Origin of the sequence: Pseudomonas sp. NMS19W (assembly GCF_051554255.1) — a bacterium.
Classification (GTDB): Bacteria; Pseudomonadota; Gammaproteobacteria; order Pseudomonadales; family Pseudomonadaceae; genus Aquipseudomonas; species Aquipseudomonas kribbensis.
On sequence record NZ_CP136718.1, the window covers coordinates 3,434,209 to 3,448,394 of the forward strand.

Consider the following 14,186-nt stretch of genomic DNA (forward strand, 5'->3'; position numbering starts at 1 on the left):
AAAAGGCCGCCCGAAGCGTACTACACGAGAGTTCTTTACAACGTCAGCTGCCCCCGCTCCTCCTCGGTCAGCTGCTGTTTCGCCTGTTCATCCAGCACCCCGGCGCCGAGTACCTGCACCGGGCTGTTGGGGTTGTAGCCCGGCGTCGGTGCACGGCTGGCGCCGTCGCGGGTCGGGGCCAGTTGCTCGTTGCCGAAACTCAGTACCTGCACGGTGAACACCGAGGCCTGGTTCTGGCGCGACGCGGCTTGTTGCTGACGGGCGACGTCTTCCGCTGCCTGGGTCGCCGACGACGCAGCGGAGCTGGCCGAGGTGATCGCCCCGGTATTGACCGCCGAGACCACCGGCACACCGGTCGCCTTGCCCTGCACCGAGATGTTGGCGGCGTTGACCACCGTTAGCGCGGCGATGTTGACGTTGCCCGAGACGCGAATCCCCGCCTCGCCCGCATCGATGGTGCCCAGCGGCGCGATCAGGTCGATGTCGCCGGGTGCCACTTCGGCAATCGGGTTGAGCGTGGCGATACCGGCGCCGGTGCTCGGCACCGATGGCGACAGGGTCACGTTGCCCCAGGTGTCGTACACGCGTTTCGGCGGCGTGTAGACCACGGTGGTTTTCGAGCCGCGACCGGCGTTGATGTCGCCCGAGGCGGACCAGCCCAGAATCGAGCCACCAAACGTCGTCATGATCCGGCTCTGCCCCAGCAGAATGCTGCCCTCGGAGTAGAGCTGAATGTTGCCCGAGCCCTGAGTGATGATCCCCGCCGTGGACGGCGGCGCCTCGCCCTCGATGCCGAACACCTGACCGCCGCCCGGCGTGAGCATCTGGATGTCGCCGCCGAACAGCGTCTTGACCCCGGCGCCCCCATAAAGAGTGATATCGCCGTCATAACGGACCGGATTGCCGGCCACATCGGTGGTCGGGAACAGCGCCGCGATGGCGTTGCGACCGCGCAGGTAACTGCCTTTGCGCGGGCCATCGGCGTCGTTGTATTCCAGGCCACCGGCACGCAGTTCGGCGAAGTACACCTGACGGGCGAAGATTGCCTGCTCGGCACTCGGCAACGCGGCGAAGAAGGCTTGCGCCTGCTCGGCATTGCCGCTGAAGCCGTAGCCGAGGGTCAGCCAGCTCTGCAGTTCGTCGAGGTAGGTCTTGACCACTTTGCCCGGTTGCCCGTTGAGGGAAACGCTCGGGTCGGCAAGGTTCTGCGGGTTCAGGTAACGGGCGATGAACCGCGAATAATCCGCTCCCTGTGCGCCCGTACCGGCCTGCATCACCAGGCTGGCGCCAGGGCGGTTGTCCCCCGCCAGAATCGGCCCGATGCTGGTAATGCTGGCACGGTCCTCCATCAGGATGTTGCGCCCTGCCTTGATGTCCAGCACACCAGGGCCGGCGATCTCGAAGCTGCTGTAGAGGATGTCGCGCCCTGCCGAGACCCGGGAAATATCCCGTGAGTTGTTGTGCACGAACAGATTGCCGGTCGAGGCGACACCCTCTGTATTCGGTAACCCCATCTCGCCATTGGGCGCCGTGGTCGGCTGCCCGAGAAAGGTACCGGAAGCCACGATGTCTCGCCCTGCCAGCATCCAGACCGGGCTGGCCGCCTCGTACCAGGTACGTTTGGAGAGGCTGAACGTCAGCGTTTCACCACTGCGCACCCCCACCAGATCACCGGTCAAGGCATAGAACCGTGCGGGTGCCTGCACCTCACTCAAACCCGAGTAACTGTCGGCACCGAAAGCAAACAGCGGATATCGCAGGTTTTTATCGGGTGAAACCCCGTCACTGCCACGATTGGTCATGATCGGCGTTTTCGACGTGTTGTCACCGTAGCCATTGAACGCCGGTGCAAATGGCTTGGCGATGGCCGACGGACTGGCGCCCGACTGGTTGATTGCGTAGCCACCGGCATAGATCGAGTCTTGCGCCAGGAGCTCCAGTTGCCCGGCCTTCGAGGGCGCCAGCAACAAGGAGTACGCTGTGGCCGGCAAAAATCCGCTGCCTTGCATGTAGGTTGCCGACGGCCCGGCATAAATCGAGCCCTGGGCCGCCACCGCACGCAGGATCGACGGATATACGAAGCGCCCATCGGTGGGAGATGTGTTTCGCCCGATCATGGGGCCCTGCCCGTCAACCTCGCCCAGCTGCGTACTTGGCGTCAGGTTGCCTCCAGCCGAAAACAGATCGATAGCCGTGTGATCGGTCCATAGCGAGAAACCACTCAATCCGCCCCCGTCATGCACGACACCGTCAGCGGTGGTGAACGGCGTCGAGTTCTGCAACCGAACCCGCCCCGGGTCCGCCGCACCACCCAGCACCAGGTCGCCGCGGGTATTGAGGCTCATGCCCGAGTCGCCAGGGATCAAGACCAGGCCGCCGGAGGCACTGCCAGCGGTGGATGTGAACGGGTCAAACGGTCGTACTTCGCGCGGGTCCTGCACATAGGAGGCGGCGCCGTACTGCAGATTGATTCCACCCAGCGCCCCACCGGTCAGTCGGGCCGCGCCGCGCAGGTTGATCAGAGCGCCCTGCAGGTCGTGCCGGGGGACTCCCACGCCACTGCTGCCAGCCCGGGCCTGCAACGACGGATTGAGCGAACCGCCGATCCGGATGTCCATGTCGCCGCCACCGGTCAATTGCAGCCGGCCATCGTCGCCGACGCGCCCGGTACTCCCGATCGCCACGATCAGGCCTTGGCCACGGGGTAAAGATTGGCGTTGGAGTTTTCGCCCAACGCCTTGACCATGCCCGCATCGGCACCTGCGCGCAGGCTGATGTTGCCGCCACCCAACGTACCGAAACCGGTGAAGCCAACCAGGAACGGCCCGGTATCGACACCTTGGTCTGGCAACGGCTGAGTCGCATAACTGCCGAAGTTGATCCACCACGCCGTCGGCACATCGCTGTTGCCGGTCCCCTGACGCCAGAGCCAGTTGCCCACCGCCACACTTGGCACTTGTTCAGGTGTTTCCAGGGTTGCCGAAGGGCCACGCCGACCCAGCACATCCCCCGAAATCGAACCACCGGCGTTGATGATCAGGTTGCCGCCCATTTGGGGGTACCAGGCCTGATACAGACTGTCGTTGCCTGTGACCCACCGCTCGTAATCGCTGCCGGCACTGCCCAGCACCGAACCGTTGTCCGACAGACGTCCGCGCGGCTGGTTGAAGCGCGGATCAATCTCTTCGGACTGGGTGCCGGCGGTATAGACGCCAAACGGTGAGTCCATGCTCAGATCACCGGCTGCGAGTACGTCCAGATCCCCGGTGCCGGTACGCAGCACGCTGAACATTTGTGTGCGAGTCTTGACGGTGATGCCCGGTTTGTTTTCCAGGCACAGCTCAGGGAAAGGCCCACACCAGGCAAGCACGTCGTCATCGCTTATCGGTGACCCCGGGGGCATGCCCATCCAATTGTCCGGTGCCCACGTCCATCGCGGTGCAGAAACGCAGGAGTTCGGTGCCCAGTCGCACCATTCCTTGAGCTCGTCAGGTACCGGATCGCCCGGGGTGAAGCCACCCAGGTTGCCCTCACCCCAGACCAGGGTGGGTGCCTTTTCAGTAACTTTGAGCCCGTAATGAGTGTCGGCCAGACGCAGATTGCCGTCGCTGGAAACCGGCTTGATCGCTCGCGTATCAGCGGCACCCAAATCGGCCCCCGCCACCACCCGCATCGACCAGGACGCGCTGCCGGCCGGCAACAGGCTGGCAACGGCCCAGTTGCGCCCCTGCTGGTTGCCGTTCAATGGCCGCAACTCGATAAACGCCGTCCCATCGGCCAGCACCACGTCGGTCATCGACGGAATCAAAGAACCGCGCAGCAATGCCAGCGATCCACTCAAGCGCACGCCTTTGATCGCGTTGGTACCGGCTTCGACACTTCCCGGCAACGGCACGCCTTTCGGCCAGCGAATCGCATTGACAGACGTGACGTCATTCAAGCGAATGCCCGCGCCAAGGCGGCTGCCGGCCGGCAATGTGACGCTGTCGGTCAGCAGCGTTCCAGCGGCAAAAATCAACTGGCCCGAGGCATCGTGAACCGCGCCTGCCAGTACCGTGCCGGCGCCCAGCGTATACGGCGCGGCCAAGGTCGCTTCGGTTGGCAACAACGTGCCAGCGGCCAGGGTCGTCGCTTGCAGCGGCACGTCGTAGTTCAACGTGACGCCCGCCGGGAACAGCGTGCCCTCCGCCAGTGTGACGCCTGCACCCGGCACCACCAGATCACCGCCGAACGGCTGAATCCCCGGTAACAGTTTCCAGCCCGCATCGTCGACCGTCTCGGGTGGCGGAGCAAAGCCGTCGTTGAGGCTGCCGTGGATATCGAGATTGCCGCCGGCGCGAATCACCAGGCTGCCTGACTCGCCAGAACCATAGGCTGCGGTTTTTTGCGTATGCGGATTGAGACTGGCATAGCGGTAACCGGACAGATCTACATCGCCCTGCACCACCAGATCGCCGTCGGCGGTTTTGCTGACGATCTCGACACCCGGTCGCAGGTGGAAGGCATCGGCATAGGACGCATTGTTCAAGCCGGCCAGTTTGTTCTGCAGCAGGTTGCTGTTGAGCAACGCTGCATCGATGAACGCCGTGTTGTCGTCATGGATGCGGTCAAGGTAGGCCTGATCGATCACCTGATACGGGCGTCCGCTGGCCGCCGGGTCTGCACCGTCGCTGGCATCGCTGTAACGGCGCGTGGCATTGAGCCCGATCGAACGTGCGCCCTGAATGTTCAGTGCGCCGCTGGCATCGATGGCGATGTCGCCGCCGGCCAGACGTGGTGCGTTCAACTCCAGCGTACCGCGCGGCAATCCATCGGACTGCCCGGGCAATGGCCCAGGTGCAGCGTCGGTGCCGTGGCGCAGATCGATCCGTGCGCCGGAGCCCAGCGTCAGCGTTCCGGCGCCGGAATTGAGCTCGACCATCGCCCGGTTCGGTGCATCGATGATTTTTCCGTAGCTGTCGACCCGCAGCACACGGCCATGGGCGTCGAGCACGGCGCTGCCAGTCACTGTCAGGCCGTTCTTCGCCGACAGACGAATCGAACCGACCCTTGAACCACTCGCGTCGACAAGACCCGCGACGGTCAGGCTACCGTTGTCCACCGAGACATTGACCTCACCGGCCTTGAGCCCGTCGCCGATCAACAGATCGCCCTGCTTGAGTTGCAGGCTGCGGCTGCCAAAAACCTGCCCTGCGTTCAAGCGCTGATTAAGCGCCGCGAATTGCTGGCTCGGATCGCCATTCAAGTGTTGCGCGCGGATGTCCACGCCACCGGCCTTGTACGGCACCCATGTACCACCCGCGTCATAACTGCCGCTGCTGGCGCCGAGGATCTGGCCCTGCAGATCGACCATCCCGGCATCGCTGGCCAGGGCGATGGCGCTGAGATTGCCGGCCTGATTGTTCTGCGCCGACAGGTCGATGCTTGAGCCCGCGAGCTGACGGATATTGCCGTGGCTGCTGTACAGCGCCACATCACCGCCCCAGCTGTACTTGTTCACATCGTTGAACGCCAGGGTACGCCCGGCCATATCCAGGTAAGCGCCACTGTTCAGGGTCAGGTCTTCTGCCGATTTGATCACCAGTTTGCCGCTGGCCAGAGCAATGCGACTGTCGAGCGTGACATTACGCGCATCGAGTGTCAGTTCCGCGCCCAGGGCATTGGCCGCCGCCGGGGTACCGGCGCCCGTGAGAGTCAGGTTGTTACCGGCCTTGAGCAGGTTCACCGAGGCCGCCTCTCCCGTCAGCAACGGGGTGCGCAGGTTGAGGTTGCCACCGCTGTAGGCATAGCCCCCGACCGGGTCGAAAGCGCCTTGCGCCTCATACACCGCAAGGCTGCCCTTGTGGTTGGCGGTGATGCGGTCGCTGGCGGTCAGATTGACGTTGGCAAAGCCCAGCACCAGGCGATCGTTCTGCTCCAGGCCACTGGCCTGCGGGTTGGGGCCGTAGCCGAATTCGATGCGCTGGGCCTGAATGTCGAGCGTGCCCTGCCCGGTGCCGGCGCCGCCAGAGATGACAGCAGCGGGCGCTTGCGTGGCACCGTTCCAGACCAGATTCGCAGTGCGGATGCTCGCAACGTCTGTTGCTTGGCCCAAGCCATAAATGGCCGGTGTGCTGAGTATCAGATTCTGCAGTTTGCTGACGCCGGTCTGCCGATCCAGCGTGTCGAGGCTGACACTGCCATAGAAATTGAAGGCATCGCGACTGGTCAGGCTCAAGGTCTCCAGGGCTGGAGCGCCGAACTGCGTATCACCGCGCAACAGCCGGTCGAGCACGTTCTGGTTGAGGGTCAGGCCGGTGGGCACGCGATTGCCGGCGGCACTCAAGGCCTCGGCACTGCCGGCATTGATCGTCCCCACCGCCAGCGTCAGATGGCGAGTACCGAAGCGTACCGTTTCGTCGAGCTCGAACTGTTTGTCTGTGGCCGCCGTGATGCTGCCATTGGAGTAAAGCAGCGTCGGGTTGGTGCAGGCGTTCGTCGGGCAGTTGCCGATGCGAATATCCCCCGCGCCGGAGGTAGGGGTCGACAGCGACGGCGCGAGCACGTTGGTCCAACCGTTCGAGACCACCAGCAGACCTGCCGTGCCCGGAGCATAGATAAAGCCTGAGGATGAATCGTACGGTGCGTCGCCGCGCCCCAGAGTGTTGATCCCCGAACCGGCTTCGAGCGTGATGCTGCCACGGGTACTGGTGGTGCGCAGCAGCACTTCAGGCGCAGACAGCATGGCGCCCTCACGCAGGGTGATATTCGATGTATCACCGATGAACGAAACGATATTGCCCGCCGTGTTGTAATCGATCGCCGGTTGCGCGCCGATGGTCAGACGGCCTGCACCCAGTCTGTTGAGGCTGTCGGCATACAGCGAGACGCCGCTGAAACCCTCGGTAGGCCGATGCCCGTCGCCGAGCAGTTCCACATCCCGCGCGCCCCTCACCACCGCCGTCCCGACCACGCCGCCAGTGGCCGGTTTGAACAACACCTGTCCGGCGAAATCCAGCGCAATGCCCTGCTCGGCGCCCGACATCAAGTACAGATTCAGCGACTTGCCATCCATCGGCGCCAACGCCCGTGGCACGCCGCGCCGTGCAGCGTCACTGCGGATGAATTGAGTAAAACCGGTTTCGTTGTACTGCGAATAACGGCGCACGACATCGGCCGAGGTCAGGATGACCTGGCTGGCCAGGCTGTCACGCAGCCCGGTGTTGGCGATCGACATCAGCCCCGAGCTGGTCCATGAACCATTGCGCAAAGGCAACGCGCCAGGCGTGACACCCGCTGCGGCCTGGCCGTTGACCTCGACCCGGAACGCCCCCGGCAACAAGGCGAACGTCGAGGGCAGCAGCGTATAGGTGCCTGCCGCCAGCCCCGGCACGCCGGCGCCGAGGGTGATTTGCTGGCCGATGCGCGGATCAACCGCCCCCGCTTCGGCGAGCATCGGCGCATAGGTGCTCTGATTGCCGGGCACGATGGCGTACACCGGGTTGCTGGCCAGGCCTGGCAAGCTGAACGTACCGTCAGCGGCGTTGCGCACCAGCGGATTGAAGCGTGCATCGGTAGAGCCGCCGCGTCCGGACACAAACCCGGCACCTCGCAGATCACCGCCGCCAGACAAATCGATCAAGGCGCCCTGCTGCACATCAACATACCGCGAGGTCAGGGTTACACCGGCCGTTTCTGCGGTAATCCCCTTGAGCACGACCGATTTGCCAGCGTAGCGATAGTCGATGCCGTCGGTGGTGCCGCCATAGGGCATGACCAGTCCGTCCGCGCTGACCGACGTCACACTGCCCGGCAACAAATGCAGGTCATGGGTATTGACCGCGGTCTCGTCACCCAGGCGGATCATGCCCAGCGGCGCACGAATAACGCCGCCCTGCTCGATGTGCCCGGCAGCCAGCGTCAGGTCGCCAAACACCGAGTAAGGCAAGCCGGCCGGGGCGTTACCGGCGCGAGTGATGCGCAAGGTGCGCGCCGGGTCCGCGCCCGGGTGCACGCTCTGATAACCGACCCGCACCTCGGCAGTGACATCACTGGCCGGATAGATTTGCGCGGCCTGCAAGTTCAGATCTCCGGGCGTCCACAACTCCGTTTTAGTGGTGTACCCGGTCGGAGCCAGAAAGCGCAGATCACCCCGGCTGTGCAAGGTCACTTGATCAAAGCCACGCCGACTGACCTCGATTGCCGCACCGTTGAGTGACGCAATCTTCCCCGCCGTGCCGAACGACAGGCTATTGCCCAGATCCAGCAGGTCCGCCGTGGCATTGAACGTGGCGGGTGCCACCTGGGTCGTCGGAGTGTTCATGACCCGCGGGCGCAGATAACCCGGCGCGTCGAAGTATTTGCCGGTCCCCGACAACCGCAGATACGGCGCTGACAGATTGATCCGCGCAGTGTCTCTGGCGCCGTCGGCCAACGCCAATGCGCCGGCATACAGGCTCAGGCTCTGGCGGCTGTGCAGATCGACATCGCCGTCGAACGACAGCAAGCCATTGCTCAGCAGGCTCAGGTTGTCGAAACCGCCGGCCATCAACTGATTGGCGCCCAGGCGGGCACGACCGTATTGCAAGGCTGAAGCAGCGGCACCGGGTTGCAGATCCTGCGGCAGCTGGGACTTTCCTGCGTCCTGTCCGAGGATAATCTCCCTGGCGGCACGCACTTTATTGGCGGCGAGGTTGAGGTCGTAGAGCGGCGTCTCCAGTGCAATGTCTAGACGCCCGCCGGCTGCACCCGCACCACCGGCGACTGCTCGCAGGCTGCCATCGATGAACAGTCCGTTATAGGAGCTCAGGCTGATTCGCCCACCATCGGTGGCTATCGGCGTTGGACCCTGCCCGGCGATATCCAGCGTGGCTTGAGCACCGGACGCGTCCAGTCGTGCGCCCTCACGCACGATCACATACGCATCGGCCGATGTCGCCGTGGCTTTTTTCGCATCGATTTCACCGCCGACGATGATCGTGCCGCCCTTGCCCACCAGCCCGTAAGTACGACCCAGCGCATCCACCGCCGTGGCCGCGCGGCCAGCCACATCCAGCACCGCGTGTTCGCCGATCCAAATCGAGCGGTTGTGCGCTGCGTTGTCAGCCAGTTGTGAGTTGTCGGCGACGTCGTTCAAACCGAACTGTTGCTGGCGTATATCGACGGTGCCGCCCCAGGCATTCAGTTCGCCATTGAGGGTGATCTGTCCTGCGCCGCGCAAGTTGATGGTCTGCCCGGGGTCGACGCTGATGCGCGAGCCCTGGCCGAGGCTCAGGGTCGTGTGCGCAGGATCGAGCAACCTGACTTCGCTGGTGCCGGCCTGCAGCGTCAGGCTGGCACCGGCACGCCGCGTCAGTTGGGCCTTGGTCGGATTTTCCTGATAGAGCGGCGGCGTCCACAGCTCCAGTGCCTGCTGCGGCGCGGCACCGCTGACCTGATTGGCGGCCGCCTCGCTGAAGCGATAGACCGGCATCGACACATCAATGACGGTGTTATCCGTCACTTCCATCCGGTTCAGGCCAAGCAGGTTGTAGGTCGAGAAGCCTTTTTCAAACAGCGTCGGCGTCAGCTGCAACACAGAGTCGGCCTGACGCTTATCGGTCTGGCCGATCAGCACATCGCCGGTCTGTAGCAACAAACGGCCGCCGCCAGACACACCGTAACCCCGCAGCTGGCCGTCCAGAGTCAGATGACTGTCACCCGACGCGGTCAAGGCGCCGGCCTCCAGCGTCACGTCACCGCCCTTGCCACCACGAGTCTTGCCGTTGGCCAGAATCGCCCCGCCGGAAGACACGTCCAGCAGACTGCCGGCACCGACCTCGATATCGCCGCTGCTGCGTATCGACACCACGCCACCGTCCAGATACGCCAGGCTCGCCGCATCGTCCGGGTTGGTGCGCAGGTTGCTCCACAGACCGCGAGTGTCCAGTTGCGCCCCTTCAGCCACGCTCACGCGGGTAGCCTTGCCGGTCGGTGCGACGAGCCGGGTGTCGGTAAGGCGATCGGTGTTGAGCTGATTGAGCACGTTGCCCAGGTGCAGGCTGCCGCCGCGCGCGGTCAGGTTAGCGTTGACCTGCACGTCCGGCCCGTAAAGGGTGATGTCGCCACCATTGTCGACCGTGACGGCGCCTTGCACGTCGATCCGCTCCTTGGCCGCCACTTTCAACGCGCCCAGTTGCCAGTCGCTGAGTTGCCCGGCATCGAGGAACAGCTTGCCGTTGCGCGCATCGGACACGGCGCCGCTCAGATCCAGATCATGGCCGGCGACCGGGCGCTCGCCGCCGATCTGCACCTGATCGAGCAAAGGATTAAGCCCATAGAGCAAACCACCGGAAGCCGCCACGTAAGCCGGGTCATAACTGCCGACAATCAACTGCCCGCGCCGCGCCAGCGCCGTCTGACTCTGCGCATAGCCATCGAGTACCGCACGCGGTGCCTGGGTCTGGCGTTCGCCCTGATAAACCTCACCAAGCATCTGGCCTTCGAGCACGGCGTTGCGGGTGCCGATCACCAGTTGTCCGGCATCGCGTCCCACGGTGTAGCCCGACTCCTGACGCTTGGTCGGTGCAATCAACGGGTTGTAGTAATAACTCGTCTGACCCCAGCGTTCACTGCTGTCTTCAAAGCCTTTGTACAGCCCGGTGTAGAGCAGATCCCCCGGTGCTTTGGAGACCTCATACAGGCGCCCGTCGGCACCGCGCAGCCAGCTCTGGCGGATCTCGCCGCTTTGAACATCCAGCGTGCCGCCGGACAGGTTGATCAGCGAGCCCTTCTCGGTCACGACGTCATTGCCGGCAAAACTGACCATGCCACCCTGAGCCATCCACTCGCCGATGCTATGGCCCTGGGTGCCGAGATAGCCGCCGACCTCGAGCAAACCGCCAGCGGTGTACCAGCGATCCGTCGCGTAACCATTGGTGCCGGCCGGGACGTAAACCAGCTCACGCACATCGACCCAGATGTCATTGCTGTTGAGCGCACCTTTATCGCGATTGACCGAGGCATCGCGCTGTTCGTTGCCCTGGACGTTGATCTTGATGCTGTTGGATTCCATCGCGACCTTGACGCCGATGGCACCGGAAACATCGATCAATGCGCCGTCACGCACCAGGCTGCGACGCTGCGCCGCCACCGCGACTTGCCCGCCGGTGGCCAGGGTGATCGAGCCGTTCTGGAACTCGACGCTGCCACCGCTCTGGATGTCGATACGCGACTGATCGCCGCGAATCCTGTTGTTGGGCGTAACGCCGGTCAGGGCGGCCTGATGCTGACTGTCGAGGGCCGTCAGGTCACTGCTGTCGAGCAGGATCGCTGTCGCGCTGCCCTGCCCCAGCGTCACGCTGCCTTGGGTGTCTGTCGCCGGGTTGAGCAAGTGGATCGTGCCGCGAGTGGCGACCGAGGTGCTGGCCAGCAACACGCCGCTTTGCACGACCTCATGGCCGGTCAGGGTGATGTCGCCGGTTGCGGCCTGAATCAGACCGTTGTTGCTGACCTTGCCGGCAGTGCTGCCGGTCTTGAAACCCGGCGTGACTTCGTTGCCGAACGTCGTGGAGAAGGCATTGCCTTCAGTGCCCGAACCTTTGCGAATGTAAAAGCGATCCCCCGCGCCGAGCACCGTCTGGCCCTTGGCGGTGTTGATGCTGCCGTCGTTCTGCACTTCGCTGCCGAGCAGCAAGGCATAGCCGCCAGCATCGGTCGATTTGGCCGGCCGCGCCGTTTCGATGGACGCACCGCGTTCCACCAGTACTTTGCCGGCCGCCTCGGTGAACGTCGGCTGGCTGCCGGTACTGTCGAAATAGAGGCCGCGATCGCGGAACTGAATATCGGTAATGTTGGCCGCCGCCGCCACCAGGTTACGCACGTTGACCTGGCTGGTGCCGCTGAACACGATGCCGTTACGGTTGATCAACATCACCGTACCGTTGCCCTTGATCTGGCCCTGAATCTGGCTGGCCCGGGCATTCGGATCGTTGACCCGGTTGAGCACCGCCCAGTTCGACTGCTGGACGAAATCGACCGTGGTGTTGCGCCCGACGTTAAAGGTCTCCCAGTTGAGGATCGCCTTGTCGGCGGTCTGCTCGATCTTCACCGTGGTCTTGCCGTCAGCCTGAGTCTGCTGTGGGCCTTTGGCGTTCTGCCAACCTTGCGTGAGGCTGTTGTCGACCTTCAGGCCACCCTCGCCCAGACCGTCAGGCACAAACTGCACCGTGCCCAGTGCCGCCGCGCGACCGGCCGCCTGCGCCGCCTGTTGGGCCGCAATCGCCGCTACGGTGTTGTTCAGGGTCTGAATCGAGCGCTGCAACTGCTGGTTGGCCTTTTGCTGCTGCGCCAGCGGCGGCGTCATCCCCGGCAAACCACCCGCACTCGGGCGTGCTGCCGCTGCCTGTTGCGCTGCGCCCTTGGCGGCAAACCATCCCGAACTGAATGTGGTCGCCGCCTCGGCACTGCCCGCCACCAGGCACAAGGCAACTGCCTGCGCCAAGGGCTTGAGCAACCACAGCGCCGGATCGGCGGCCATGCGCTGCTGAGGCTGAACACGGGTACTGCGACGGGATGGGCGAGCGAGCATCACTACGAGATCCTTTTTGTTTGCCACATGAGGCCGCAGGGCGGCTTGCCCCTGCTGTTACGACATAGGCAGTTGGCGAGGGCCGCGACCGAACGGATGTCACACAAACTTCATGAATGAGGAGTAGATCGGCCAAAAAAAATGGCAGCAGCCCGAAGGCTGCTGCCATTTCATTGCCGTGAAGCGAGGCTTACAAAGGACGGCCGACAGCGTTGCAGACGCTGGCGTTGTTGATGTCCAGGTTGTTGCCCGAGGTGTTGGTGACGAAGTTGGCAGTCACGGCCGCTTTCCAGTTGGTTGGAACCGGAGTGAAGCTGTGAGCGATGGTGGCAGCGTTGTTGCCCGGGTTGCTGTAGTGAGTAGTCAGGAAGGATTTGACATCAGCGGCCACGGAGGCGTCCTTGTAGCACTGACCGAAGATGAAGTTGGTGTAAGCCACGATTGGGTAACCGCTGGCTGGGTTAGGAACGACCGGTACCCACTGGGCAGGGTTCGAAGGCGCGGTTGGCAGAGTCGCCGAACCCAGAGCCAGCGAAACGTTGGAGGTGGTTGGCTGTACGCCGTTGACGCGAGCAACCACGGCGTTGCTGGCGGCGTTCACACCGTCCGGACCAACGTAACCGATGGAGCCGTCAACGGCGTTGACTTGAGTGGCCACGTCAGCAGTACCGGCAACGCCTACCCAGGTCGATGGCAGGGTCGAACCGGCTGGCAGACGAGCGCTGGCGAAGGTGGAGTTGGTGACGAACTTGGTCGGGCAGATCGAGTTCAGGTGGCGGGTCAGGATTTCCGTGGTGCCGCTGGAAACGTTGCGATAAACAACGCGGATCGGCGTGGCGTCGGAAGTGCCCAGCAGATCACCCCAAGTGGTTTTGGCGCCGGAGAAGGCGTCGCACAGCTGAGCGCTGGTCAGGTTCAGAGCGGTCTGACCGGCTTTTTTGTACGGAATGGCAACCGAAGTAGCCACCGAAGGCAGTTGAATCAGCGGGCCGTAGGAAGCGCCGAAGTTGGCGTTGTAGGTGCTGATTTCCGAAGCGCTGAGGATCGAGTCGCTACCGGCGAAGTGAACCGAACCGGTGGTGTTGAACAGTGCCGAGTTGTTGGTCAGGAAAGCGGTTTTGCCGGTGCCGCTACCGGTACCCAGGTAGCTGAAGTTGGCTGGCAGGATGCTGTTGCTAGAGCCTTTGTACAGAGCGGCAGGCAGAGTCGCGCCACCACCGGTTACGTTGGCAGCCATGGCCTGGGCGGAAGCCAGGGCAGCGACGGTCAGGGAAGCTGCGATCAGAGTGCGCTTGAACATGAAGAATCTCCTTTTCAACTAGGTTGGGAACACAGGTTTCGGATTGCTTGCATGACACTGGGAGGACTCACCGCTGACCTTCGCAAGCGGGGTCCGTGGTTAAGTCGCACTGAGAAATTCGCAGTTTCCGGTGACAGATAAAGGAAAAAACCTCGGGAGGTGCAGGCTGATTTTCGAGGGATTTTCTCGGGTGTTCCGGTGGTTATCCGGAGGGTCTAAGACGAGCTTTTCGAGGGAATCGGCCACAGCCCTTGCAGGGCCGTTGCAGATGACAGAAAGGAGAACCCGAGGACGGTTGTTTCCGCGCTCGGGTGATAGTTGGACGAGAGAAAAAAGATT

Annotated in this window: 1 protein-coding gene and 1 pseudogene; both read right to left on the reverse strand. The window is 63.5% G+C overall.

Translation table 11 applies throughout. The features are described from left to right. Positions 1–35: 35 nt before the first annotated feature. Positions 36–12,547: pseudogene (locus tag R1A29_RS15520) on the reverse strand (filamentous haemagglutinin family protein). A gap of 190 nt (positions 12,548–12,737) precedes the next feature. Further along, a complete protein-coding gene (locus R1A29_RS15525) occupies positions 12,738–13,847 on the reverse strand; it encodes a substrate-binding domain-containing protein (RefSeq protein ID WP_438298812.1) in 1,110 nt (369 codons plus the stop codon). Positions 13,848–14,186 lie beyond the last annotated feature (339 nt).

What these genes read in the sequence shown, in the direction of transcription:
- R1A29_RS15525 (WP_438298812.1), bottom strand. Translation starts at nt 13,847, where the DNA reads ATGTTCAAGCGCACTCTGATCGCAGCTTCCCTGACCGTCGCTGCCCTG.